This window comes from Bradyrhizobium genosp. SA-4 str. CB756, assembly GCF_000473125.1.
Classification (GTDB): Bacteria; Pseudomonadota; Alphaproteobacteria; order Rhizobiales; family Xanthobacteraceae; genus Bradyrhizobium; species Bradyrhizobium arachidis.
Genome location: NZ_KI421499.1, coordinates 4,493,812 through 4,517,883, shown reverse-complemented (window position 1 = coordinate 4,517,883; position 24,072 = coordinate 4,493,812). Strand labels below are relative to the sequence as shown.

The following is a 24,072-nucleotide window of genomic DNA, read 5'->3' as shown; positions in this document are numbered from 1 at the left end:
CCCGCGCAACGTCCCATCACAAGGCGCGTCACGCCAGGCCGTGACGCGCCTTTCTCTTTTTTGCGGTCACGGAGGCCTCCCGGAACAACACCGGCACGAGGTGTGAAGCGAAGGATGCCGATTAGGGCGAACGGCATGAAATCTGCTTGGGTGGAAAAACGGCGCGAGGCTGCGTTATGCTGCGCGCGCCGGTGGGCTCCTGAGCCTGCGATCCCCAGCCTCGTCAAGAAATCCGGAAATCGCCGATGCGTATCGTCAACGTTGCCGCCGCCCAGATGGGCCCGATCCAGAAAGCCGACAGCCGCGAGGTCGTGGTCAAGCGCATGATTGCGCTGATGGATGAGGCCAGCGCCAGAGGCGCCGACCTGATCGTCTATCCTGAGTTGGCGCTGACGACGTTCTTCCCGCGCTGGTACGTCGAGGACCGGGCCGAGTTCGACAGCTGGTTCGAACGCCAAATGCCGAACGCTGCGACGAGGCCGCTGTTCGAGCGTGCGGCGCAGCATCGGATCGCGATGAATTTCGGCTATGCCGAGCTGACGCCCGACGGCCATCACTTCAACACGGCGATCCTGACCGACAAGTCTGGCAAGATCGTCGGCAAATATCGCAAGGTCCATTTGCCGGGCCATGCGGAATACGACGCCAATCGGTCGCACCAGCATCTGGAGAAGCGCTATTTCGAGCCGGGCGATCTCGGTTTCAACGTCTGGCGCGAGCTGGGCGGCATCATTGGCATGGCCATCTGCAACGACCGCCGCTGGCCCGAGACCTATCGCGTCATGGGCTTGCAGGGCGTCGAGATGGTGCTGATCGGCTACAACACGCCGTCGGAGAACGCGGAGAGCCGCGAGGAGGGCATCGAGAAGCGCATGTTTCATAACCGCCTCTCCGTGCAGGCCGGCGCCTACCAGAATGCGAGCTGGGTGGTCGCGGTGGCCAAGGCCGGCGTCGAGGACGGTCACGCCTTGTTTGGCGGCAGTCTCATCGTCGATCCCAACGGCGAGATCGTTGCCGAGGCTGAGACCGAAGGCGACGAGCTCCTTGTCCATCGTTGCGATCTCGATGCCACGACTTTTGGCAAGACCACGATCTTCAATTTCGCACAACACCGCCGCATCGAGCATTACGGTCTGATCACCAGCCGGACCGGCGCAGTGCCGCCACCTGAGAAGTGACGCCCCGGTCTTCCCGCAAAATGGCGATCACGTAGCTCAGGCCGCGTCCGTGCTGCTGTGCCATGACCGGCTAAGAAGTCGATGAGATCCCGCTGGCGAAGGCCCGGATAGTGGCATACCATTTGCTTGCAAATGGGCTCGGTTTCACTTGCCCTTGGCCAAAGAAAAGCTGGCATCACGGCATTACTGGGAGGACTTCATGGATCGCAGGACCGTATTGAAGGGACTGGCTGGCGCGGGCGGTCTGGCATTGACGGGCCTTTCGGCCCCGGCAATCGCCCAGGGCGCCGCGGCGCGCACCCTGCGCTTCGTGCCCCAGGCCAATCTCGCCAATTTCGACCCGATCTGGGGCACGCAATATGTCGTGCGCAACGCCGCCGCGCTGGTTTGGGATACGCTCTACGGCATCGACGCGCAGCTGCAGCCGCAGCGCCAGATGATCGAGTCCGAGGAAACCACCGACGACGGCAAGATCTGGACCTTCAAGCTGCGCCCGGGCCTCAAATTCCATGATGGCGAGCCGGTGCTGGCCAAGGACGTCGTCGCCAGCCTGTCACGCTGGGCGGCGCGCGATCCGATGGGCCTGATGATCATCGCGATCCAGCAGGAGCTGACGGCTGTCGACGACCGCACCTTCAAATGGGTCTTGAAGCAGCCCTTCCCGAAAATGCTCTACGCGCTCGCCAAGAACAACGCGCCGTGCTCCTTCATCATGCCGGAGCGCATCGCCAAGACCGATCCGTTCAAGCAGATCACCGAGTATGTCGGCTCCGGGCCGATGAAGTTCGCCAAGAGCGAGTGGGTGCCCGGCGCCAAGTCGGTGTTTGAGAAGTTCACCGATTACGTGCCGAGGCAGGAGAAGGCGTCCTGGCTCGCCGGCGGCAAGAACATCTTGGTTGATCGCGTCGAATGGATCGTGATGCCTGATCCGGCAACCGCCGCCGCGGCATTGCAGAACGGCGAGGTCGACTGGTGGGAGAACCCGATCGCGGATCTCGTGCCGGTCCTGAAGAAGAACAAGAACATCAGCGTCGATATCGGCGATCCCCTCGGCAATATCGGCTCGTTCCGCATGAACCATCTGTTCGCGCCGTTCAACGACGTGCGGGCGCGGCGTGCGGTGCTGATGGCGCTGAGCCAGGAAGACTATATGCGCGCCATCGTCGGCGACGACACCGCGCTGTGGAAGCCGCTGCCTGGCTTCTTCACGCCTGACACGCCGGTCTACAGCGAGCTGGGCGGTGAGATCCTCAAGGGCAAGCGCGATTTCGACGCCGCCAAGAAGCTGCTCGCCGAGAGCGGCTATTCCGGCCAGCCGGTGACCTGCCTCGTGGCGCAGGACCAGCCGATCACGAAGGCGCAAGGCGACGTCACCGCCGACCTGCTCAAGAAGCTCGGCATGAATGTCGACTTCGTTGCCACCGACTGGGGCACGGTCGGCTCTCGCCGTGCGGCGAAGACGCCGCCGGGACAGGGCGGCTGGAACATGTTCCACAGCTGGCATGCTGGCGCCGATTGCATCACGCCCGCCGCCTACACCGCCATCCGCGCCAACGGCGACAAGGCCTGGTTCGGTTGGCCCAACAGCCCGAAGACCGAGAAGGAGATCACGGCCTGGTTCGACGCCAAGAATCTCGAGGAGGAGAAGGCCGCGATCGGGCAGGTCAACAAGGCGGCGCTCGAGGATGTCGTCTACGCGCCGACCGGCTTCTTCTTGACCTACACGGCCTGGCGCAAGAACGTCTCCGGCATCACCAAGGGGCCGCTGCCGTTCTTCTGGGGCGTGTCGAAGTCCGCATGATCGCGCGCTGAGGCCAGATGCTCTCTTACATCCTCCGTCGCATCGTCGCGACCTTGCCGGTAATGGCGATCGTCGCGCTGTTCGTGTTCAGCCTGCTTTACATCGCGCCGGGTGATCCCGCCGTGGTGATCGCGGGCGACCAGGCAAGCCCGGAGGATGTGGAGCGCATCCGCCAGAGCCTCGGCCTCGACCGGCCGTTCCTGATCCAGTTCGGAAGCTGGGTCTGGCGCATCCTGCACGGCGATCTCGGCACCTCGATCTTCACCAATCTGCCGGTCTCGGCGATGATCGGGCAGCGTCTCGGGCCGACGCTGTCGCTGATGATCGTCACGCTGTTGCTCACCATCGTGGTGGCGGTGCCGCTCGGCGTGGTGGCGGCGTGGAAGGCCGGCAGCCTGATCGACCGCGCGATCATGGGCTTTGCCGTGTTCGGCTTCTCGCTGCCGGTGTTCGTGGTCGGCTACATGCTCGCCTACATCTTCGCGCTCGAACTGGAATGGCTTCCGGTGCAGGGCTATACGCCGCTCAACCAGGGCTTCTGGCCCTGGCTGGAGAACCTGATCCTGCCGGCGGTCGCGCTCGGCTGCGTCTACATCGCGCTGGTCGCGCGCATCACCCGCGCCGCGATGCTCGAAGTGTTGCAGCAGGACTATATCCGCACCGCCAAGGCCAAGGGCCTCGGGCAGGGCGGCATCCTGTTCATTCATGCGCTGAAGAACGCGGCGGTGCCGATCGTGACCGTGATCGGGATCGGCATCGCGCTGCTGATCGGCGGCGCGGTCGTCACCGAAAGCGTGTTCGCGATTCCCGGCCTCGGCCGGCTCACGATCGACGCGATCCTGCGCCGCGACTATCCGGTGATCCAGGGCATCGTGCTGCTGTTCAGCTTCGTCTACGTCCTCGTCAACCTGATGATCGACGTCATTTATACGCTCGTTGACCCGAGGATCCGCTATTGACCGATACCACCGTCAATCCGCAATCGCTTCCGGCCGGCCTCGTCCTCGCGCCGCAACTGCCGGAGATCCTGCGCCCGGTCACGATCCGGCGCGGTTTCATCGGCCTGTTGCGCGGCCATCCCACCGTTGCCATCGGCGGCGCGCTGCTGCTGCTGCTCGTCCTGATCGCGGTGTTCGCTCCCTATCTCTGGACGGTCGATCCGACTGCGCTGGCGCCGGCCAAGCGCACGCGGGCGCCTTCGGCCGATTTCTGGTTCGGCACCGACGTGCTCGGTCGCGACATCTACTCGCGCGTGCTGTTCGGTGCGCGGGTCTCGCTGACGGTCGGCCTGTCGGTCGCGATCTTCGCGTCCGCGGCAGGTCTTGCCATCGGCATGGTCTCGGGCTTCATCCGCTGGGCCGACGGCATTTTGATGCGCTTCATGGACGGGTTGATGTCGATCCCGCCGATCCTGCTCGCGATCGCGCTGATGGCGCTGACGCGCGGCAGCGTCGGCAACGTCATCCTCGCGATCACCATCGCCGAGATTCCGCGAGTTTCTCGTCTTGTTCGTAGTGTGGTGCTGTCGCTGCGCGAGCAGCCCTACGTGGACGCGGCCGTCGCCTGCGGCACGCGCACGCCGATGATCATCCTGCGCCACATCCTGCCCAACACGGTCGCGCCGATGCTGGTGCAGGCGACCTACATTTGCGCCAGCGCCATGATCACCGAGGCGATCCTGTCCTTCATCGGCGCGGGCACGCCGCCCACCATTCCGTCCTGGGGCAACATCATGGCGGAAGGTCGCGCGCTGTGGCAGGTCAAGCCTTACATCGTGTTCTTCCCGGCGGCTTTCCTGTCGATCACCGTGCTCGCCGTGAATTTGCTCGGCGACGGCCTTCGCGATGCGCTCGATCCGCGCATGGCCAAGCGTCTTTAGATGTCCCGAGGCTGACCGCGATGGCGTTGTTAGAGGTCGAGAATCTGCAAACCCACTTCCGCACCCCGAGCGGCATCAACCGCGCGGTGGACGGGGTGTCCTTCCACGTCAACGAGGGCGAGACGCTGGCGATCGTCGGCGAGTCCGGCTGCGGCAAGTCGGTGACCTCGATGTCGCTGATGCGCCTGATCCCGGAGCCGCCCGGCAGGATCGCGGGCGCCATCCGCTTCGCCGGCAAGGATCTTCTCGCGCTCTCCGATCGCGAGATGCGCGCGATCCGCGGCAACGACATCTCGATGATCTTCCAGGAGCCGATGACGAGCCTCAATCCGGTGCTGACCGTCGGCCGCCAGATCCGCGAGACGCTGATGATCCATCAGGGCCTGGACAAGCAGGCCGCGGAAGCGCACGCGATCGAGATGCTGACGCTGGTCGGCATCCCCGAGCCGAAGCGGCGCGTGCGCGAATATCCGCATCAGCTCTCCGGAGGCATGCGCCAGCGCGTGATGATCGCGATCGCGCTCGCCTGCAATCCAAAGCTCCTGATCGCCGACGAGCCGACCACCGCGCTCGACGTGACGATCCAGGCGCAGATCCTCAAGCTGATGCTGGACCTGAAGCGCCGGGTCGGCGCGGCCATCATCCTCATCACCCACGATCTCGGCGTCGTCGCCGAGATCGCCGAGCGCGTCATGGTCATGTATGCCGGCCGCAAGGTCGAGGAGGCGCCGGTCGCGGAGCTGTTCCGCTCGCCGCGGCATCCCTATACGCAGGGCCTGTTAGGTGCGGTGCCGAAGCTCGGCTCCTCGCTCGCGGGCACCGCGACGCGGCTTGCCGAGATTCCCGGACAGGTGCCTGATCTGCGCAAGCCGATCATCGGCTGCGTCTTCGCCGGCCGCTGCGCGCTCGCAACCGATCTCTGCCGGCAATATGCGCCGGGCCTGGAAGAGAAAGGCCCGCGCCACATTGCCGCCTGCCACTACGCCGCCAAGGGGGCGGTCGCGGCATGAGTGTTCCGCTGCTCCAGGTCAACGACCTCAAGAAGCATTTCCCGATCAACAAGGGCCTCTTCGGGCGACAAACCGAATTCGTCTATGCGGTCGACGGCGTGTCGTTCGAGATCGCGCGCGGCGAGACGCTGTCGCTGGTCGGCGAGTCCGGCTGCGGCAAGTCGACGGTCGGCCGCGCCATCCTGCGGCTGTTCGACATCACCGCAGGGCAGGTGATCCTCGACGGCCAGCGCATCGACGACGCCCATCCGAGCACGATGCGCCAGATGCGCCGCCGCGTGCAGGTGGTGTTCCAGGATCCGTTCTCGAGCCTCAACCCGCGCATGCGCGTGCGCGACATTCTCGCCGAGCCGATCCGTAATTTTGGTCTGGCCAAATCCGCGGAGGATCTCGAAGTCCGCGTCACCGCGCTGATGGACACGGTGCGCCTGCCGCGGGAGGCGCTGAACCGCCGGCCGCACGAATTCTCGGGCGGCCAGCGCCAGCGCATCGGCATTGCCCGGGCGCTCGCGGCCGAGCCCGAGCTGATCGTCTGCGACGAGGCGGTCTCCGCGCTCGACGTCTCGGTCAAGGCGCAGATCGTCAATCTCTTGCAGGACCTTCAGCAGAAATTCGGCCTGGCACTGCTGTTCATCAGCCATGACCTCGCCATCGTCGAGCACATGACCCACCGCGTCGCGGTGATGTATCTCGGCAAGATCGTCGAGGTGGCGCCGCGCCGCGAGATCTTTGCCGCGCCAAAGCATCCCTATACGAGGGCGTTGCTCTCGGCGGTGCCGCTGCCCGAGCCCGGCGCGAAGCGCAATCCCATCATCCTCGGCGGCGACGTGCCGAGCCCGATCAATCCGCCGAAGGGATGCCGTTTCCACACCCGCTGCCCGCTCGTTTTCGACCGCTGCCGCACCGAGGAGCCGACGCTGCGCGCGATCGGACCAGCGCAGTGGGCGGCATGTCACCTTGCGGAGGAAGTGGAGGGGCTTTAGCCCTGCCGGCGCAGGAAGCCGGTGATCGTGACCTTCTCCCAGATGCCCGCTGCGGCAAAGGGATCGGCGCGGTTGAAGGCTTCGACCTCGCTGCGGCCCGGCGCATCGATCAGGAACAGGCTGCCGATCATGGTCTGGCCGTCGTCGGACACCAGCGGCCCCGACATCACGATCCTAACGCCGAAGCGCGAGGTGTCGCTCAGGAAAGCCTTGTGGGCGTCGTAATTGGCGAGCCGCGTCGGCAGCGCGCCGGCGCGGTCGACGGCGTGAATAGCGAACAGCATGATGTCTCCGTTTCTTGGCTCAGTTCTTGGGACGGCCGCGAGTGCGGCCGTCCGTATTTGCGGTGATTGGTTGGTCTATTTGGCGCCGAGCTTGCCGGCGTCCTCGAAGGTCGGGCAGGTGCGCTGCTCGAGCGGCACGTCGAACGGCTGGTAATTGTCCTTGGTGATGACGGTCGGCTTCAGCACGATCTCGCTGATGACGGGCTGGTTGCGCAAGGAGCGGATCGCCATCATGGTGCCGAGACAGCCTTGCGCGAACCCGTTGTAGTCGCCGCTGGCGAGCAGCTTGCCTGACTTGATCGCGTCGATCGCCTCCTTGGTGCCGTTGATGCCGATCACCTGCGCCTTGCGGTTGGCACCGTCGAGCGCCTCGATCGCGCCGACCGCCATGGCGTCGTTGGCAGCCAGCACGCCGTCGATCTGCGAATTCGACTGCATCAAATTCTCCATGACCTGAAGCGCCTGGAGCCGCTGATAGTTGCCGGGCTGCGAGGCCAAGAGCTTGGCGCCGGGGTTCTCCTTGATCGCGTCGTTGAAGCCGCGGACGCGGTCGACATTGGTCAGCGAGCCCTTGACGCCCTCGATGATGACGATGTTGCCCTTGCCGCCCAGCGTCTTCAGCAGGAAGCGCGCGGTCTCCAGCCCAAGGCTGTAATCGTCGGCGCCGACGAAGGAGAGGAACTTGCCGCCCGCCGAGCGATCGGTGATGTTGACGACCGGGATCTTGGCTTCGTTGATCTTCTCGACGCCCGGCACCATCGCCTTGTAGTCGACCGGCGTGAACACGATCGCGCTCGGCTTCTTCACCACGACGTCCTCGATCTGGCTGAGCTGCTCGGGGATCGAGTCGGGCTTGGTCGGGATGTATTGCAGCGTCTTCGCGTTCAGCGACTTCGCCATGTTGTCGGCGCCGACCCGCACTGTCTGGAAGAACGGGTTGGTCTGGTTCTTGGTGAAGACGGCGATGGTCTCGCCGTCGGCGCGCGCCCCAGTCGTGAACGCGGCCGCCATCAGCAGCGGCAGCGCAAAGGAACACGTCGAGTAGCCCAGTGTCAGTTTCATAGTGCCTCCATCCCTCATTTTGCTTGTTGGATTTCTAAGTGCTCATTGCGCGCGGCGGCGGGTCTTCATGTCGAGCCAGACCGCGAGAATGACGATGATGCCTGTCACCAGCGGCTGCCAGTTGGCGCTGACCGAGAGCAAGTTCATGCCGTTCAGCACCAGCGTCAGGATCAGCGCGCCGATGAAGGTGCCGAACACGGTGCCGACGCCGCCGAACAGGGAGGTGCCGCCGATCAGAACGGCCGCGATCGCGGGCAGCGTCAGGCTTTCGCCGATGTCGGCCTCGGCCGAATTGAGCCGCGACAGGAAGATGATCGAGGCGAGCCCGGCCATGGTGCCTGAGACCGCGTAGACCAGCAGCAGGCGCCGCGCGACGGGAATGCCGGAGAGACGGGCGGCGACCGGATTGGCGCCGATCGCATAGATCTCCTGGCCCCAGATCGTCCGCTGCGCAAACAGCGTCCCGATCCCGAGGAACACCAGCAGCAGGTAGACCGGAATGGGCAGACCGAACAGATAGCCGCTGCCGATCTGGCGGAAGCCTGCGGGGAAGCCGTGCAGGGTCTCGCCCGCCATGTACCAGTAGGTGAGGCCGTTCAGCACCCAGAGCATGCCATAGGTGGCGATAAAGGAGGGGATGCGGAGTGCCGTGACCATGATGCCGTTGAGGAGACCGACGATGCCGCCGCAGGCGAGGCCGGTGAGGATGCCGAGCGCCGGCGAGCCGGTCTTGTGGATCACGGTCCCGGCGATGCAGGCCGACAGCGCGACATTGGCGCCGACGGAGAGATCGAGGCCGGCGGTCAACACCACCAGCGTCAGGCCGGAGGCGATGAAGAAGGTCAGGCTCGCTTGCCGCAGCACATTGAGGATGTTGCCGAGGCTCAGGAAGGAATCGCTGAGCACGGCGAGCACCGCGCAAATCAGAAGCGCCGCGAGCAGGCGGTAGAACAGCTGGATCGCGTCCTGCGACAGGAACGAGCGGGGCGGCGCGATCGCCTCTTTGCTGATATCGGTCATGCGCGGCTCCTGAGGCCGTCGAGGAACAGGGCAACGATGACGAGGACACCGACGCTTGCGACCTGCACCGAGGACGGCAGCGAGATCAGGTTCAGCCCGTTGCGCAGCACGCCCACGGAGAGAACGCCGAGCAATGTGCCGAGCAGCCAGCCATTGCCGCGCTCGAACGAGGTGCCGCCGACCGCGACGGCGGCGATGGCATCGAATTCGAGGCCGAGGCCGGCGGTCGGGTGGCCGGAATTCATCCGCGCCGTCATCAGCAAGCCCGCGATGCCGGCCATGGCGCCGCCGATCGCGTACACCGCGATCAGCAGCTTGTTCGGCGAGAGACCGGCATAGCGCAGCGCCTCGCGATTGCCGCCGAGCGCGAAGATGTAGGTGCCGAAGCGGGTGTGATAGAGCAGGCCGTGGAACACCGCATAGGTCACCAGCGCCATCACGATCGGCACGGGCACGCCGAGCAGCGTCGCCGAATAGATGTCGCGCACGCTGTGGGGGATGCCGACCACGCTCTGGCCGTCGCTGACGATCAGCGACAGGCCCTGCGCCATGCCGAGCGTGCCGAGGGTCGCGACGAAGGGCGGGATACCGAGGATCGCGACCAGCCAGCCATTGGCGATGCCGAAAGCCGCGCCGACCAGCAGGCCGGCGCCGAGGCCGAGCAGCATCGATTTGGTCGCGAGCGACACGATCGCAACGCAAAGCGAGGTCAGCGTCAGCACCGCGCCCATCGACAGGTCCAGGCCCTCGGTCATGATGATCAAGGTCATCGGCAGCGCGAGCATGGTCAGGATGGTCGACTGCACCAGCACGTTGGAGAGGTTGGCGGCCGACAGGAAGCCGGGCGCGATGGCGCTGAACAGCGCGATCAGCAGCACCAGCACGATGGCAACGCCGGGAATGCGCTGCAGTGGATTGGGTTGTGATACGACCGCGGCTTCACGCATGATGCATCCCCAGTCGCACGATGTTCTCCTCGGTCAGTTCGTTGCGGGTCAGATGCCCGGCGATGCGCCCCTCGCGCATCACATAGGCGCGGTCGCAGACATGGCAAATCTCGACCTGCTCGGACGAGATCATCAGGGCCGCTGCGCCTTCGGCCACCAGCCGGTCGATCAAAGCGAAGATCTCGGACTTGGCGCCGATGTCGATGCCCCGCGTCGGCTCGTCGAAGATGAAGAGCTTCGAGCCGGCCGCCAGCCACTTGCCGATCACGACCTTCTGCTGGTTGCCGCCGGAGAGCAGGCCCACGGTCTGCCGCGCGCTGGGCGTGGCAATGCGCAGCTGCCGGATTAGACCGTCGGACGTGCGCTGCGCACTGCGCTGGTCGAACAGGCCGCTCGGGAACAGCTTTTTCAGCGCCGACACGACGAGATTGTCGCCGACCGAGCGAAGTAGCGCGAGCCCTTCGCTCTTGCGGCTCTCCGGGATCAGCGCGATGCCGCGGCGGGCGGCGAGATCGGGCTCGCCGGAGATGCTCTTGCCGTCGAAGATGATCTCGCCTGACGTCACGGGATCAGCGCCGAAGATCGCGCGCGCGACCTCGCTGCGGCCGGAGCCGACCAGCCCGCACAGGCCGACGATCTCACCCCGGCGCACCTCGATGTTGATGTCGGAGATGCCGGTCGCCGCGGAGAGGCCCTTGACCTCGAGCAGCAGTTCGCCTGGCTTGTCGGCAAAGTTGCGCGGATAGGTCATGTCGACGTTACGGCCGACCATCATGCGCACGAGCTGGTCCGGGGTGACATCGGCGGGCTTGACGCCGTCGATGCGGCGGCCGTCGCGCAGCACCGTGATGCGGTCGCCGAGCGCGAACACCTCGGCCATGCGGTGGGAAATATAGACGATGGAGACGCCGTCGGCCTTCAGCCGCGCGATCAGCGCAAACAATAACTCGGTCTCGCGGTCGGACAGCGCCGCGGTCGGCTCGTCCATCACGAGGATGCGGGCGTTCTGGCTGATCGCCTTCGCGATCTCGACCATCTGCTGCTGTGCGACGCCCAGTTTGTCGACGGTGGTGGCGGGATCGATATCGAAGCCGATCGTGTCGAGCACGCGCTTGGCATCGGCCAGGATCCTGCGGCGGTCGATGGTGCCGGGGATGCGGCCCGTCGGCTCGCGTCCCAGGAAGATGTTCTGGGCGATGTCGAGATAGGGGACCAGCGAGAATTCCTGGAAGATCACGGCAATGCCGAGCTTCTGCGCATCCGCCGTCGAGGCGATCGCGACCTTCTCGCCCTTGTGGTAGAACTCGCCGGCGTCGGCGCGATAGGCGCCGCACAGCACCTTCATCAGGCTGGACTTGCCGGCGCCGTTCTCGCCGAGCAGCATATGCACTTCGCCGGGGTAGACGGCAAAGGACACGTCATCCAGCGCCTTGACGCCGGGAAACTCCTTGCTGATGCCGCGCAGCTCCAGCAATGGCGTTGGCGAGGTGACCTCGATCGGAAGCGCGTCGCTCATGCCTTGGCTCCGCCTGCGAAAATCTTACCCGGGTTCATCAATCCATTCGGATCGAGCGCGCTCTTGACCTGCCGCATCACGTCGACGGCGTCGCCGAGCTCGTCAATGAGATAATCGATCTTGCCGAGCCCGATGCCGTGCTCGCCGGTACAGGTGCCGTCCATGGCGATGGCGCGGGCGACCATGCGGGCCTGCAGCGCTTTGGCGCCTTCGGCTTCATCCGGCTTTACCGGATCGATCAGGATCAGCATGTGGAAATTGCCGTCGCCGACGTGGCCGACGATCGGCGCGGTGAAGCCGTGTTCGTCCGCGTCGCGCCGCGTCTCGGTCAGGCATTCCGCCAGACGCGAGATCGGCACGCAGACATCGGTAATCACGGCGCGTGCGCCGGGCCGCAGGCCAAGGCCGGCATAGAGCGTGTTGTCGCGGGCATGCCAGAGTCGGCTGCGGTCTTCCGGCGCCTTCGCCCAGGCAAAGCCGTGGCCACCTTGGTCGGCGGCAATCGCCTGCGCAGCTTCGGCCTGCTCGGCAACGGAGCTTTCGGAGCCGTGGAATTCGAAGAACAGGGTGGGGGCCTCGCGATAACCCAGCTTGGCGTAGGCGTTGATGCCGCGCATCATGACGTCGTCGAGCAGCTCGATGCGCGCCACGGGGATCGCGGACTGGATCACGGAGATCGCGGTGTCGACGGCATCGTGCAGCGTGTCGAAGCTGCAGACCGCGGCCGAGATCGCCTGCGGTACGGGTTGCACCTTCAAGGTGATCTCGGTGATGACGCCGAGCGTGCCCTCGGCGCCGACGAACATGCGTGTCAGATCATAGCCCGCTGCCGACTTCCGTGCGCGCTTCGCGGTCCGGATCACGCGGCCGTCGGCCAGCACCACCTCGAGCGCCATGACATTGTCCTTCATGGTGCCGTAGCGCACCGCCATGGTGCCGGAGGCGCGCGTCGAGGTCATGCCGCCGATCGAGGCATCGGCGCCGGGATCGATTGGAAAGAAAAGTCCGGTATTGCGCAGCTCCGCATTGAGCTGCTTGCGGGTGATGCCGGGCTGCACCACGACATCCATGTCGCTGTCGTGCACGCTGAGCACCTTGTTCATGCGAGCGAAGTCGAAGCAGACGCCGCCGGCGACTGCGGCCGCATTGCCTTCCAGCGAGGTGCCGGCGCCGAACGGGACGATCGGCATGCCCGCGCTTGCGCACAGCTTCACAATCTCCGCGACCTCCTGCGTCGTCTCGGGGAACACCACGATGTCGGGCGGCAAGTTGCGATAATGCGACTCGCTCTGCCCATGCTGATCGAGCACGCCGCGCGCAACGCTCGCCCGCGGGCCGATCATGCCGGTGAGGCGATCGGCCAATATGCTCGTGCTGACACGAGGTCCCATCCCAAAACTCCCGTCTGCTCCCTGTTGCCGGACTCTTGTCGGTCCGCTGCGTCGTCGATCGGCTTAGGCGGCTCTTGCGCTGCTCGCAACCTGCTTCAAGCCGAAATCATAGTTGAGATGAAAATACTCGCTGTCCACCATGCGACCATCCGGCGCACGGCCGGCGGGATGCCTCGTGAATTCGCGGATCAGGCTGTCCTTGACGCCGAACACCACGTCGGAGTCGAGATACTGATCGCCGGCAACGAACACGTGCGTGACGAGCTGCTCGAAGCCGGGCGCCGAGATCATGAAATGCACATGGGCGGGGCGCCAGGGATGGCGGCCCTGCGCCTCCAGCATCTCCCCGACCGGGCCGTCATGCGGGATCGGATAGGCCGCCGGCTTGATCGACCAGAAATGGAAGCGGCCATTGGCGTCGGTGTGGAAGCGCGCGCGCATCGCGAGATCGCCGATGTCGTCGAGCTGCTGCACGTCGTAATAGCCGTCATCGTCGGAGTGCCAGACGTCGACAACGGCGCCGGCTAGCGGCTTGCCGTCGACGGTCGAGACCGAGCCGGTGACCAGCATCGGATCGCCTTCCATCGGACCGGAGATATCGGCGCCGCTGTCCTTCTCCGGCGCGGCCTGGACGAAGAACGGGCCGAGTACCGTCGTCTCGGTTGCGCCTTCCGGTACCGGATGATTGATGGCGTCGACCAGCATGGAGACGCCGAGCGTGTCCGAGAGCAGGATGAACTCCTGGCGCTTGTCGTCGCACATGTGGCCGGTGCGGGTCAGGAAGTCGATGCCGTACTCCCATTCCTTCTGGGTCGGCCGCACCTCGCGGACGAAGGCGTGCAGGTGCCGCACCAGCGCTTCGCTGATTTGCTTGATCCGTGGCTCGGTTGCGTCCGCGATCCGCTCCAGCACCGCGTCCGTGATCGTGTTTTCGTTGAAGTTACGCATACGTATCTCCGCGATCAGAGTTTCGGTTCGCCGAGGCCGGACAGCCGCTCGAGATGCTTGACGGTCGCGATGAAATCGGTGTCGCCATCGCCCTGTGCGACCAGCGAGCCATAGGTCTCGCGCACTTGCGCTGCGAGCTGCAGCGGCACGCCGACGGCGTGACCGGCACCAAGGATCAAATCGAGGTCCTTGGCCATCTGCTTGCAGGAGAAAGTGGACTCGAAATCCCGCGTCCGCAGCGGCGCGGTCTTGTACTTCACCATGGGCGACGCCACCGCGCTGTCGTCGAGCACCTTCAGGATGTCCTGCCAGGCGATGCCGCCCTTGCGCGCCAGCGCCAGGCTCTCCGCCATCATCGCCGCGGACACCGCGATCATCAGATTGACCGAGAGCTTTGCGTAGCGCGCTTCCTCGGCCGGCCCGAGATAGGTCTGGGCACGGGTGAAGGCAGCGAACAGCGGCTTTGTGTTCTCGAACGCGTCCTTCGGCCCCGAGACGAAGCAGGTCAGCGCGCCCGTGTGCACGATGCTGGCATTGCCGGAGACCGGCGAGCGCAGATACGCAATGCCGCGCGCCTGCGCGGCGGCAGCAACCTCGCTGGAAGCCTCGACGCTGACGGTGCTGGTTTCGATCAGAACAGAGTCTGCAGCCATCGCGGCAATGAGGCCGCTCGGGCCTAGCAGCGCGCCACGCAGGGCGGCGTCATCGGGCAGGGAGGTCACGACCGCCGCCTTGCCGTTCACCGCCTCGGCGGGCGAGGCGGCGATAGATATGCCTTGCGTACGCGCCTCACTGATCCGGGCCGCGCTCTGATCGAACGCGGTGACCGCATAGCCTGCCTTGGCGACGAGCACCGACATCGGCAGACCCATCTTACCGATCCCGATGAAAGCAACATTCTTCGCAGCGTCTGTCATTGTCGTTGTCCGTTGGCGCCTTCAGGCGGCGCGTCCTTGTCTTTCGATGTCCTGCACCAGCCGCCGGCCGGATTGCGCCAGCAGCTCCTTCTTCGTCTCCAGCCCCTCGGCCAGCAGCTTGCCGCTCCGCTTCTTCCAGGCACCGCCGATCATGACGGCCTCGATATTGGCAAGGCTCGTCTGCATCACGACGGTGGCGACGGGATCGTGCACCGGATGGAGATTGAGATCTGTGGCGTCGATGATGGCGAGGTCGGCGAGCTTGCCCGGCGTCAGCGAGCCGATCTGGTGCTCGCGGCCGAGCATGCGCGCGCCTTCCGTTGTGATCCAGCGCAGCGCCTCGCGCACGGGAATTGTGGTCGTCGCCGGAATGGTGCCGCTCGCTTTGCGCGACTCCGCATTGTCGAGCGCTCGCTGCATGGAGAGTGCAACGCGCGCGGCGGAGAAGAGATCGCCGGCCAGCACGGATTCGAGGTCAATGCCGATGGTCGGACGCGCGCCGCGCTTGAGCAGGCGTCCGGTGATCGGAAAGCCGTGGCCCTGGATCATCTCGTTCTCCGGCGTGACGGAGAAGGACACACCGAGATCGATCATCCGATCGAGCAACTCATCAGGCAGATCGTTGCCATGGACGATGTTGATCCCGGGGCCAACGAGGCCGGCCTCGATCAGGTTCTCCCAACCGCCGGGCGTCTTGGCCGGACCGCCGCCCTGATGCATTGATGCGATCAGCTTCAGTTCCCGCGCCAGACGGAAATCGTGCATGGCGACGTCGAGTGTCGAATAATGCGGGCCCAGGATCGCAAGCCCGAGCGTGACGAGACCGTCGCGGTCGGCGAGGGGACCCGCCAGCAGCCGCTCGACCTCGCGGCGCGGATGCGGCACTTCCGAGAAATGCGGCTCCCCCGGTTTCGGCTCCGGCTTCGGCGAGCCATGGAAGAAGGCGGCGCGGATGCCGCTCTCGATCAGGCCGCGCACGGCCGCGTCGGTATGATCAGGCGTCGGGTTGTTGTGACACCAGTCGACCAGCGTGGTGACGCCGTGGTTGATCTGGTTCAGCGCGCCGACGAGCGTCGCGATATGGATGTCCTCGGGCCGGAACACGGTCGCAAGGCCCGCATGCATGCGGCGGAAATATTCCAGCAGCGTCCAGTTCGCGGCAAAGCCGCGCAAGCCGGTCTGCCAGGTGTGCATATGCGCGTTGATCAGGCCGGGAATGACGATGCGGCCTTTGCCGTCGACAATCTCCGTGTCGGCCGCGACGTCGATCGATGGCCGCACGTCGACGATCCGGCTGCCCTCGACCAGCACGTCGCCAGTGCCGAGGTCGCCGATCGCCTCATCCATGCTGATGACGGTGGCCGATCTGATCAGGGTGCGCCGCATCGCCTCACGCCGCCGCTTTGATGGTAGCAGGCGGATCGCCGGCCCAGGCGCGCGCGATCAGGTCGCGGATGGCATTGCGCTCCAGCGGGCGCGGGTTCCAGTAGGCGTTGGTGACGGCAAGATCCGCCGCCTTGTCGATGCCGCTCTCGGGCATGCCGACATCGCGCAGCGCCAGCTTTGCACCCAGCCGCTTGGCAAGGTCGTAGAGTCCTTGCGACGCGTCGGCAGCACCAATCGCGCGGGAGATGCGCGCCATTGCGTCTGGCACGGCAGGCGCGTTGTAGGCGAGCGCATGCGGCAGCACGATGGTGTGGGTCTCCGCATGCGGTAGGTCGAACGTGCCGCCCAGCGTATGGCAGAGCTTGTGATGCAGCGCCATGCCGACTGTGCCGAGGCAGACGCCGCACAGCCAGGCGCCATAGAGCGCTTCGGTGCGGGCCTCGCGATCATCGCTCTTGACGCTAATAGCGGGCAGGGCGCGCGCCAGCGCACGGATGCCTTCCTCCGCCATCAGCGACGTCACTGGGTTGGTGTCGCGGGCGTAAAGCGCTTCCACCGCATGAGCAATGGCGTTAATGCCTGAGGTCGCTGCGAGACCAACCGGCAGCGTCAGGGTCAGATCGACGTCGTAGATCACGGTCTCCGGCAGTATCGCCGCATCGCGCACCGTGGTCTTCAGACCGTTCTCGGTCTGGCCGACGATCGGCGTCATCTCCGAGCCGGCATAGGTGGTGGGAATGCAGAGCTGGTTGACGCCGGTGCGCAGCGCGAGGGCCTTGCCGAGGCCGGTGGTCGAGCCGCCGCCGAGCGAGACGACGCAATCGGCCTCGCACGCCTTCATCGCCGCGAGCGCCCGTTCCGTGACCTCGACCGGCGTGTGCATGGTCGCGCCGGGAAAGATGCCGGCATAGAGCGGGCCGAGCGCGGCACCAAGATTCTTGCCCTGCGCCTCCTGCTGCGGCGTCGTCAGCACCAGCGCGCGCTTGCCGCCGAGCCGTTCGACCTCGGTCTTCGCCGAGGCCAAAGTTCCACTGCCGAACACGACGCGGCAGGGCAGGTTTTCAAAGGTGAACGAACCGATCATGCGCCGGTCTCTTTGATGGGATAATCGACCTGGAAGCGTCCGATCCGCAAGTCGCCCAGTGCCTCGCGGACGCGCAGGTGCTCCGGGTGGTTGGCATAGGCGCTGAGCGCCGCCTGGTTGGTGAACTCCGAGAACAGCACCACGTCGCAGGCGTAGTCGACCGCGCTGACGTCCATGCCGACCTCGATGTGGGTGAGGCCGTCGATCCGGCCCTTGAGGCCCTCGAACAGGGTCTTGACCTTCAGCCGGGCGGCGGACCGCTCTTCGGGGGTCTCCCCGCGCAGCCGCCACATCACGATGTGCCTGATCGGGCCCGACATTTCCTGATTTCCTCGCCTGCCATTGTGTGTTGTTGGAGTCATTTTGCCTTGCAGAAAGCGGAAATAAAGGCCAATCTTCGTAAGTCTCTTTTCCTCTTTCCGCAAAAATGGACCGGCTGCTCCAACTCGAAGTCTTCTCCAAAACCGCCGAGCTCGGCAGCCTGTCCAAGGCCGCCGAAATACTGCGGATGTCGAACGCGGCCGCCAGCCGTCATCTCAGTGCGCTGGAGGAGCGGCTTGCGGTCCGCCTGATCGAGCGCAACACCCGCCGGCAATGGCTCACCGAAGCAGGGCAGGAGCTGCTGCAGCGCTGCAGCACGCTGCTCAACGAGCTCGCCGAAGCCGAGGACGCCGTTTCCGACCGCGCGCTGTCGCCGAAGGGCATGCTGCGCGTGACGTCTTCGCTGTCCTTCGCGATGATCTATCTCGCGCCGATGCTGCCGGCCTTCCGCGCGCTCTATCCCGATCTCAGCGTGCAGATCATCAGCGCAAACCGCTATCTGGATTTCATCGAGGCGGGCATCGATGTGGCGATCCGCACAAGGGAGCATGAGCCGGATTCCAACATCGTCGTCCGCCGCATCGGCCAGATGCACCGCGTGCTGGCGGCGGCTCCCTCATATCTGGAGAAGCACGGCCGGCCGGAGCATCCGGCCGATCTCGCCCGCCACAACATGCTGATCTACAACCTCGCCAACGATCCTTATTCGCTGCGGCTGAGCAAGGGCAACACGACGCAGACGGTGCGGATCGCGCCGACGCTCGACAGCAATGATGGCCAGATCATCTGCGGCGCGGCGCGCGCGGGGCTCGGCATCCTGATCCAGCCGCTCTACATCGTGCAGAGCGACATCGCGGCCGGCCGGCTGGTGCCCGTCCTGAGGGGCTGGGAGCTGCCGCTGCTCACCATGAACATCGCCTATCAGAACCGCGTCAGGCTGCCGGCCAAGATCAGGGTCTTTTCCGACTTCCTCGTCAGCCACATCCGCGAGCATTCGGAGCCCGGGATCTGGATCGACGCGACCAAGTGAGCGGAGAGCATCCATGTATCTCGGCATCGATCTCGGGACCTCCGCGGTCAAGACCGTTCTCGTCGACGATGCCCAGCGCGTGATCGCAAGCGAGAGCCGGCCGCTTGCGACGGCCTCGCCGCAGCCAGGCTATTGTGAGCAGGACCCCGCGCAGTGGATCGATGCGACCTTCGCCACGCTGGACGCCCTGAAGGCGAGCCATGCCGGCGCGCTCGCGGCGGTCGAAGGCATCGGACTATCAGGCCAGATGCATGGCGCCACGCTGCTCGATGCGGGCGGAAAGCCGCTGCGGCCCTGCATCCTCTGGAACGACGGACGCGCGGCCGCGGAGTGTCGCATTCTGGAACGACGCTGGCCCGCCTTGCGTGTGACGACGGGCAACAAGGCGATGCCGGGCTTCACCGCACCGAAGCTGCTGTGGATTGCGACGCACGAGCCTGAAACATTCGCGGCGACCAAGCTCGTTCTGATGCCAAAGGCCTATTTGCGCCTGGTGCTGTCAGGCGAGGCCGTCGAGGACGTCTCGGACGCATCGGGATCGTTGTGGCTCGACGCCGCGCGCCGGGACTGGTCGGACGCCGCACTGGCCGCCACGGGCCTGTCACGTAGTCACATGCCGCGCCTGGTCGAGGGATGCGCGCCTGCATCGACGCTGCGCAGCGAGCTCGCGCAACGTTGGGGCATGCGCAGGCAGCCGGTGATCGCGGGCGGTGCCGGCGACAATCCGGCGGGCGCCGTCGGCATCGGCGCGATCCGGCCGGGAACCGCCTTCGTGTCGTTGGGAACTTCGGGGGCCCTGCTGGCGCCGACCAGCGCGATCGCCGCCAACCCGGATCGCGCGGTGCATACATTCTGTCACGCCGTTCCCGGCATGTGGATTCAGGCCGGTGCGATTCTCTCGGCCGCCTCCTGCCTGGCCTGGGCCGCGCGCCTGTTCGGCGCCAGCGAGGCCGAGTTGCTGGCGCCGCTCGGATCGCACCCGCGGGCGCCGTCGCCGGTGAGCTTCCTGCCTTATCTCGCCGGCGAGCGGACGCCGCACGACGATCCCTTCGTGCGCGGCATGCTCGATGGCTTGAGCCATGGCACCGATCGCGGGGCGATCGTGCAGGCCGTGCTCGAAGGCGTTGCCTTCGCGCTCGCCGATTGCCGCGACGTGCTGGCCGAAGCCGGCATCGCGATTGCGGAGGCCGATGTCATTGGCGGTGGTTCGCGATCCCCGTTCTGGCTCTCGGTGCTGGCGAACGTGCTGAATGTTCCGGTCCATCGTTTTGCCGGAGGTGAAACCGGCGCGGCGTTCGGTGCGGCGAGATTGGGGCGGCTTGCTGTCACCGGTGAGGCGGTCGCCGCCGTATGCACGCGACCGCAGCGCGTCGAGACCTTTGAACCCGACGCAAAGCTGGTCGATGCCTATGCCGAGCGGCTTCCCGCCTGGCGCGAACTGTATCGGCCGCGCCACTAGCGCCGCTTCGATGTTGCCTTCCCGTGTGTTCGGTATTGCCCTGCGCCGCGGCCTTTTGTTTAATACGTGAACCGCGCTGAGAAACCAATTGAGACGCGGGTAGGAAACGCATTGTGCGTCGGGAGGCACGATGGACGATCCGATCCTCGAGATGCGCGGGGTCTCGAAATCCTTCTTCGGCATCAAGGCGCTGCGTGCCGTCGATCTCACCGTCTATGCCGGCGAAATCCATGCTTTGATGGGAGAGAACGGCGCCGGCAAGTCGACGCTGATGAAGATCCTGTCCGGCGCATACCGGCCTGATCCCGGCGGCGAAATCCGCATCGAAGGACGCACCGCTCGGATCGAAGGTCCGCTCGGCGGCCGTGCGGCGGGTATCTCCATCATCTATCAGGAACTGTCACTGGCTCCCAATCTCAGCGTTGCCGAGAATATCTATCTGGGGCGGGAGCTATCGCATGCAGGCTTGCTGGCCCGCGGCGAGATGCGTGAGGGCGTCGGGCCGATCCTGAAGCGGCTGGGCGCGGACTTCCTGCCATCGACACTGGTGGCGCACCTGTCGATGGGCCAGCGGCAATTGGTCGAGATCGCCCGGGCGCTGCACGCCAGATCAAAGATCCTGATCATGGATGAGCCAACCACCTCGTTGTCGGCCGCCGAAAGCGAGCGGCTGTTCGCGCTGATCCGCCAGCTACGCTCCGAAGGGCTCGCCATCATCTACATCTCGCATCGCATGGACGAGGTCTACGCGCTCGGCGACCGCGTCACCGTGCTGCGCGACGGCCGGCTGGTCGGCTCGCTCGACAAGCAGGACATCCGCGCCGACACCATCGTCCGGATGATGGTCGGGCGCGATGTCTCCTCATTCTACAAGAAGGAGCACGATGCCGAAGCGGGACGCGGACATCCGGTGCTCGCGGCGATCGACATGGCTGACGGACGCCGCGTCAAGGGCTGCTCGCTCACCGTGCATGCAGGCGAGGTGGTGGGGCTCGCCGGCCTGATCGGCGCCGGCCGCACCGAACTTGCGCATCTCATCATCGGCGCGGCGCCCAGGACTGCGGGCCGCCTCGAGCTCGAGGGACGCCCGGTCGACATCCGCACGCCGGGCGAGGCGCTCGAGGCGGGCGTCGCTTACCTGACGGAAGACAGGAAGGCGCTCGGCCTGTTTCTCGACATGTCGTGCCTTGACAATATCAATCTCGCCGTGCTCGGGCGCGATGCCAAGCTCGGCTGCGTCCTGGATCGCGACAAGGCGCGCGAGCGCGCCGAGCGGGCCTTCGCAGGGCTCAGCATCCGCGCCGCCAATGTCGGCGTCGCCGCAGGTGGCCTGTCCGGTGGCAACCAGCAGAAGGTGCTGCTATCGCGGCTTCTCGCCATTGCGCCGAAGGTCCTGATCCTCGATGAGCCGACGCGCGGCGTCGACGTCGGCGCCAAGTCGGAGATCTATTCGATCATCGACAATCTGGCCAAGGCCGGCACCGCGATCCTCGTCATCTCGTCCGATCTGCCCGAGATCATCGGCATCTGCGACCGCGTCGTCGTGATGCGTGCCGGGCACATCGCCGGCGAAGTCACGCGCGGCCCGCATTCGCCGCTGGCGCAGGAAGACATCATGGCGCTGGCCACGGGGATGGAGCATCTCGATGCCTGACAACGGTGCTTCGAAGGCCAGTGCCGCCCCGACGACGACCAACGGTGCCGCAGCAGAGACAAGGCGTCAGCGGGTGAGGATGCTGATCAGCGCGCTCGGCATGCTGCCGGTGCTGCTGGTTCTCTGCATCGGCTTTCACATGCTGTCCGAGGGCCGCTTCTTCACCGGACAGAATCTCGGCATCGTGCTGCAGCAGGCTGCGGTGAACACCGTGCTCGCCGCAGGCATGACCTTCGTGATCCTCACCGGCGGCATCGACCTGTCGGTCGGCTCGATCCTGGCGGCCTCCGCGATGGCGGGGTTGACGCTCTCCAAGCTGCCGGAGCTCGGCATGCTGTGGCTGCCGGCTGCGCTCGTCACCGGCCTTGGCTTCGGCCTTGTCAACGGCGCGCTGATTGCGCTCCTGCGCCTGCCGCCGTTCATCGTCACGCTCGGCTCGCTCACCGCCGTGCGCGGTCTGGCGCGACTACTCGGCGCCGACACCACCGTGTTCAATCCCTCCATTCCCTATGCGTTCATCGGCAACGGCTCGCTGACGCTGGTTCCCGGCGTCGCGTCGATCCCGTGGCTGTCGGTGATCGCCTTGCTCGTCATCCTCGTCTCCTGGCTGGTATTGCGCCGGACCGTGCTCGGCGTGCACATCTATGCGGTGGGCGGCAATGAAAGCGCGGCGCGGCTTGCCGGCATCAAGGTCTGGGCCGTGCTGATTTTCGTTTACGGCATCTCGGGACTGTTCGCGGGGCTCGGCGGCGCCATGCAGGCGGCGCGCCTCTATGCGGCCAACGGTCTGCAACTCGGCCAGTCCTACGAGCTCGACGCGATCACCGCTGTGATCCTTGGCGGCACCTCGTTCGTCGGCGGCATCGGCTCGATCTGGGGCACGCTGGTCGGCGCGCTGATCATCGCGGTGCTGTCGAACGGCCTGATCCTGATCGGTGTCTCCGACATCTGGCAATATGTGATCAAGGGCCTCGTCATCATCGGTGCCGTGGCGCTCGACCGCTACCGCCTGCAAGGGTCGGCCAGAACGTGATGCGATATTCCGTTGCGGCAACTGGTCTGCCGTGCCGGGGATGAAGACAGACCAGGGAGGAAGCCAATGTTGAAGACGATCATGCTCGCCGGCGCTGCCATGGCGCTCGCTCTAAGCACCGCGCCGTCCTTCGCCAAGGAGCTCAAGTCGATCGGCGTCTCGCTCGGTTCGATGGGCAACCCGTTCTTCGTCGCGCTGTCGAAGGGCGCCGAGTTCGAGGCGAAGAAGACCAATCCCAATGTGAGGATCACGACAGTCGGCTTCGAATACGATCTCGGCAAGCAGGTCACCCAGATCGACAATTTCATTGCCGCCGGCGTCGACCTGATCCTGCTCAACCCGGGCGATCCCAAGGCGATCGGCCCGGCGATCAAGAAGGCGCAGGCGGCGGGCATCGTCGTCGTCGCGGTCGACACCGCGGCCGAAGGCGCCGATGCCACCGTGACGACCAACAACGTGCAGGCTGGCGAGATTTCCTGCCAGTACATCGTCGACAAGCTGGGCGGCAAAGGCGACGTCGTCATCGAGAACGGGCCGCAGGTCTCCGCCGTGATTGACCGCGTCGTCGGCTGCAAGAACGTCCTGTCGAAGAATCCCGGCATCAAGGTGCTATCCAGCGACCAGGACGGCAAGGGCTCGCGCGAAGGCGGTCTCAACGTGGCGCAGGGCTATCTGACGCGCTTCCCCAAGATCGACGCCATCTTCGCCATCAACGATCCGCAGGCGATCGGCACCGATCTTGCGGCCCGGCAGCAGAACCGCAGCGGCATCATCATCACTGCGGTCGACGGCGCGCCCGACATCGAGGCCGCGCTGAAGGATCCGCAGTCGCCGCAGGTCCAGGCCTCGGCTTCGCAGGACCCGTTCTTCATGGCGCGGCGGGCCGTGCAGGTCGGCGTCGGCATTCTCAACGGCCAGAAGCCGGCCTCCACCGTCGAGCTCCTGCCGTCCAAGCTCGTGACCAGGGACAACGTCGCGGAGTACAAGGGCTGGACCTCGGATCGCTCGCAGTAAAGCGACGTTCCTCCCGGGAAGGCCGAGCAAGAGAAGACAGGCGGTGTTTTGATCGACACCGCCCGCGGGCTCACCGTTGTGTTAGCCTTGCACGATCTCGATCGGTCGGTTCGGAAGCAGATTCGGTGAAAGCCAGGACATCCGGCGCCGCGTGG

General features: G+C 65.6%; 22 protein-coding genes. 11 read left to right on the top strand and 11 right to left on the bottom strand.

Annotation, left to right across the window (positions count from 1 at the left end; genetic code table 11):
* Window positions 1-245 precede the first annotated feature (245 nt).
* From BRAGE_RS0122165 to BRAGE_RS0122140, 6 genes are all read left to right on the top strand, one after another.
* Window positions 246-1,178, top strand: coding sequence for an N-carbamoyl-D-amino-acid hydrolase (locus BRAGE_RS0122165; protein ID WP_027558989.1), 933 nt, complete (start codon window positions 246-248; stop codon window positions 1,176-1,178).
* A 199-nt stretch (window positions 1,179-1,377) separates the two neighbouring features.
* Entirely contained in the window at window positions 1,378-2,979 is a 1,602-nt protein-coding gene (locus BRAGE_RS0122160; protein WP_027558990.1) for an ABC transporter substrate-binding protein, read from the top strand.
* 17 nt (window positions 2,980-2,996) lie between these two features.
* On the top strand, window positions 2,997-3,938 hold the full coding sequence (locus tag BRAGE_RS0122155) for an ABC transporter permease (RefSeq protein WP_027558991.1): 942 nt from the start codon (window positions 2,997-2,999) through the stop codon (window positions 3,936-3,938).
* Window positions 3,935-4,858, top strand: a complete 924-nt coding sequence (locus tag BRAGE_RS0122150; RefSeq protein ID WP_027558992.1) for an ABC transporter permease — start codon at window positions 3,935-3,937, stop codon at window positions 4,856-4,858. Before BRAGE_RS0122155 ends, BRAGE_RS0122150 begins: the two co-directional genes overlap by 4 nt.
* A gap of 20 nt (window positions 4,859-4,878) precedes the next feature.
* Complete coding sequence (locus tag BRAGE_RS0122145) at window positions 4,879-5,868, top strand: ABC transporter ATP-binding protein (protein ID WP_027558993.1); 990 nt, start codon at window positions 4,879-4,881, stop codon at window positions 5,866-5,868.
* Window positions 5,865-6,851 carry an ABC transporter ATP-binding protein gene (locus BRAGE_RS0122140; protein ID WP_027558994.1) on the top strand — a complete coding sequence of 329 codons (987 nt, stop codon included), beginning with the start codon at window positions 5,865-5,867 and terminating at the stop codon, window positions 6,849-6,851. Before BRAGE_RS0122145 ends, BRAGE_RS0122140 begins: the two co-directional genes overlap by 4 nt.
* Here BRAGE_RS0122140 and BRAGE_RS0122135 read toward each other — a convergent pair.
* The 11 genes from BRAGE_RS0122135 to BRAGE_RS0122085 all read right to left on the bottom strand — a co-directional run bounded on the left by BRAGE_RS0122135 (window position 6,848) and on the right by BRAGE_RS0122085 (window position 17,726).
* Window positions 6,848-7,135 carry a YciI family protein gene (locus BRAGE_RS0122135; RefSeq protein ID WP_027558995.1) on the bottom strand — a complete coding sequence of 96 codons (288 nt, stop codon included), beginning with the start codon at window positions 7,133-7,135 and terminating at the stop codon, window positions 6,848-6,850. The two genes, BRAGE_RS0122140 and BRAGE_RS0122135, sit on opposite strands and share 4 nt — an antisense overlap.
* Window positions 7,136-7,210: 75 nt before the next feature.
* On the bottom strand, window positions 7,211-8,197 hold the full coding sequence (locus BRAGE_RS0122130; protein ID WP_027558996.1) for a sugar ABC transporter substrate-binding protein: 987 nt from the start codon (window positions 8,195-8,197) through the stop codon (window positions 7,211-7,213).
* A 42-nt stretch (window positions 8,198-8,239) separates the two neighbouring features.
* Window positions 8,240-9,217, bottom strand: a complete 978-nt coding sequence (locus tag BRAGE_RS0122125; RefSeq protein ID WP_027558997.1) for an ABC transporter permease — start codon at window positions 9,215-9,217, stop codon at window positions 8,240-8,242.
* On the bottom strand, window positions 9,214-10,164 hold the full coding sequence (locus BRAGE_RS0122120) for an ABC transporter permease (protein ID WP_027558998.1): 951 nt from the start codon (window positions 10,162-10,164) through the stop codon (window positions 9,214-9,216). Before BRAGE_RS0122120 ends, BRAGE_RS0122125 begins: the two co-directional genes overlap by 4 nt.
* Window positions 10,157-11,680, bottom strand: a complete 1,524-nt coding sequence (locus BRAGE_RS0122115; RefSeq protein ID WP_027558999.1) for a sugar ABC transporter ATP-binding protein — start codon at window positions 11,678-11,680, stop codon at window positions 10,157-10,159. Before BRAGE_RS0122115 ends, BRAGE_RS0122120 begins: the two co-directional genes overlap by 8 nt.
* Window positions 11,677-13,071 carry an FAD-linked oxidase C-terminal domain-containing protein gene (locus BRAGE_RS0122110; protein WP_027559000.1) on the bottom strand — a complete coding sequence of 465 codons (1,395 nt, stop codon included), beginning with the start codon at window positions 13,069-13,071 and terminating at the stop codon, window positions 11,677-11,679. Before BRAGE_RS0122110 ends, BRAGE_RS0122115 begins: the two co-directional genes overlap by 4 nt.
* A 63-nt stretch (window positions 13,072-13,134) precedes the next feature.
* Entirely contained in the window at window positions 13,135-14,019 is an 885-nt protein-coding gene (locus BRAGE_RS0122105) for an intradiol ring-cleavage dioxygenase (RefSeq protein WP_027559001.1), read from the bottom strand.
* A gap of 14 nt (window positions 14,020-14,033) precedes the next feature.
* A complete protein-coding gene (locus BRAGE_RS0122100; protein WP_027559002.1) occupies window positions 14,034-14,936 on the bottom strand; it encodes an NAD(P)-dependent oxidoreductase in 903 nt (300 codons plus the stop codon).
* A 21-nt stretch (window positions 14,937-14,957) separates the two neighbouring features.
* Window positions 14,958-16,322, bottom strand: coding sequence for an amidohydrolase family protein (locus BRAGE_RS0122095; RefSeq protein ID WP_027559003.1), 1,365 nt, complete (start codon window positions 16,320-16,322; stop codon window positions 14,958-14,960).
* Window positions 16,323-16,326: 4 nt separating this feature from the next.
* Window positions 16,327-17,406, bottom strand: a complete 1,080-nt coding sequence (locus BRAGE_RS0122090; RefSeq protein ID WP_027559004.1) for a maleylacetate reductase — start codon at window positions 17,404-17,406, stop codon at window positions 16,327-16,329.
* Entirely contained in the window at window positions 17,403-17,726 is a 324-nt protein-coding gene (locus tag BRAGE_RS0122085; protein ID WP_027559005.1) for a Dabb family protein, read from the bottom strand. Before BRAGE_RS0122085 ends, BRAGE_RS0122090 begins: the two co-directional genes overlap by 4 nt.
* Before the next feature lie 107 nt (window positions 17,727-17,833).
* On the opposite strand from BRAGE_RS0122085, the gene BRAGE_RS0122080 reads away from it, so the two are divergent.
* The 5 genes from BRAGE_RS0122080 to BRAGE_RS0122060 all read left to right on the top strand — a co-directional run bounded on the left by BRAGE_RS0122080 (window position 17,834) and on the right by BRAGE_RS0122060 (window position 23,917).
* Window positions 17,834-18,757 (top strand): LysR family transcriptional regulator, encoded by a 924-nt coding sequence (locus BRAGE_RS0122080; RefSeq protein WP_027559006.1) that lies wholly within the window; start codon window positions 17,834-17,836, stop codon window positions 18,755-18,757.
* Window positions 18,758-18,770: 13 nt separating this feature from the next.
* Entirely contained in the window at window positions 18,771-20,216 is a 1,446-nt protein-coding gene (xylB, locus tag BRAGE_RS0122075) for a xylulokinase (RefSeq protein WP_027559007.1), read from the top strand.
* Between the two features lie 130 nt (window positions 20,217-20,346).
* Window positions 20,347-21,870, top strand: a complete 1,524-nt coding sequence (locus BRAGE_RS0122070; protein WP_027559008.1) for a sugar ABC transporter ATP-binding protein — start codon at window positions 20,347-20,349, stop codon at window positions 21,868-21,870.
* Window positions 21,863-22,903, top strand: a complete 1,041-nt coding sequence (locus BRAGE_RS0122065) for an ABC transporter permease subunit (protein ID WP_027559009.1) — start codon at window positions 21,863-21,865, stop codon at window positions 22,901-22,903. The genes BRAGE_RS0122070 and BRAGE_RS0122065 overlap by 8 nt, the downstream gene beginning before the upstream one ends.
* A gap of 66 nt (window positions 22,904-22,969) precedes the next feature.
* A complete protein-coding gene (locus BRAGE_RS0122060; RefSeq protein ID WP_027559010.1) occupies window positions 22,970-23,917 on the top strand; it encodes an ABC transporter substrate-binding protein in 948 nt (315 codons plus the stop codon).
* Window positions 23,918-24,072: the final 155 nt, after the last annotated feature.

Excerpts from the sequence above, each read along its gene's own strand:
- BRAGE_RS0122165 (WP_027558989.1), top strand. The coding sequence starts at position 246 with ATGCGTATCGTCAACGTTGCCGCCGCCCAGATGGGCCCGATCCAGAAA.
- BRAGE_RS0122160 (WP_027558990.1), top strand. The coding sequence starts at position 1,378 with ATGGATCGCAGGACCGTATTGAAGGGACTGGCTGGCGCGGGCGGTCTG.
- BRAGE_RS0122155 (WP_027558991.1), top strand. The coding sequence starts at position 2,997 with ATGCTCTCTTACATCCTCCGTCGCATCGTCGCGACCTTGCCGGTAATG.
- BRAGE_RS0122145 (WP_027558993.1), top strand. The coding sequence starts at position 4,879 with ATGGCGTTGTTAGAGGTCGAGAATCTGCAAACCCACTTCCGCACCCCG.
- BRAGE_RS0122140 (WP_027558994.1), top strand. The coding sequence starts at position 5,865 with ATGAGTGTTCCGCTGCTCCAGGTCAACGACCTCAAGAAGCATTTCCCG.
- BRAGE_RS0122135 (WP_027558995.1), bottom strand. The coding sequence starts at position 7,135 with ATGCTGTTCGCTATTCACGCCGTCGACCGCGCCGGCGCGCTGCCGACG.
- BRAGE_RS0122130 (WP_027558996.1), bottom strand. The coding sequence starts at position 8,197 with ATGAAACTGACACTGGGCTACTCGACGTGTTCCTTTGCGCTGCCGCTG.
- BRAGE_RS0122125 (WP_027558997.1), bottom strand. The coding sequence starts at position 9,217 with ATGACCGATATCAGCAAAGAGGCGATCGCGCCGCCCCGCTCGTTCCTG.
- BRAGE_RS0122120 (WP_027558998.1), bottom strand. The coding sequence starts at position 10,164 with ATGCGTGAAGCCGCGGTCGTATCACAACCCAATCCACTGCAGCGCATT.
- BRAGE_RS0122115 (WP_027558999.1), bottom strand. The coding sequence starts at position 11,680 with ATGAGCGACGCGCTTCCGATCGAGGTCACCTCGCCAACGCCATTGCTG.
- BRAGE_RS0122110 (WP_027559000.1), bottom strand. The coding sequence starts at position 13,071 with ATGGGACCTCGTGTCAGCACGAGCATATTGGCCGATCGCCTCACCGGC.
- BRAGE_RS0122105 (WP_027559001.1), bottom strand. The coding sequence starts at position 14,019 with ATGCGTAACTTCAACGAAAACACGATCACGGACGCGGTGCTGGAGCGG.
- BRAGE_RS0122100 (WP_027559002.1), bottom strand. The coding sequence starts at position 14,936 with ATGACAGACGCTGCGAAGAATGTTGCTTTCATCGGGATCGGTAAGATG.
- BRAGE_RS0122095 (WP_027559003.1), bottom strand. The coding sequence starts at position 16,322 with ATGCGGCGCACCCTGATCAGATCGGCCACCGTCATCAGCATGGATGAG.
- BRAGE_RS0122090 (WP_027559004.1), bottom strand. The coding sequence starts at position 17,406 with ATGATCGGTTCGTTCACCTTTGAAAACCTGCCCTGCCGCGTCGTGTTC.
- BRAGE_RS0122085 (WP_027559005.1), bottom strand. The coding sequence starts at position 17,726 with ATGTCGGGCCCGATCAGGCACATCGTGATGTGGCGGCTGCGCGGGGAG.
- BRAGE_RS0122080 (WP_027559006.1), top strand. The coding sequence starts at position 17,834 with ATGGACCGGCTGCTCCAACTCGAAGTCTTCTCCAAAACCGCCGAGCTC.
- xylB (WP_027559007.1), top strand. The coding sequence starts at position 18,771 with ATGTATCTCGGCATCGATCTCGGGACCTCCGCGGTCAAGACCGTTCTC.
- BRAGE_RS0122070 (WP_027559008.1), top strand. The coding sequence starts at position 20,347 with ATGGACGATCCGATCCTCGAGATGCGCGGGGTCTCGAAATCCTTCTTC.
- BRAGE_RS0122065 (WP_027559009.1), top strand. The coding sequence starts at position 21,863 with ATGCCTGACAACGGTGCTTCGAAGGCCAGTGCCGCCCCGACGACGACC.
- BRAGE_RS0122060 (WP_027559010.1), top strand. The coding sequence starts at position 22,970 with ATGTTGAAGACGATCATGCTCGCCGGCGCTGCCATGGCGCTCGCTCTA.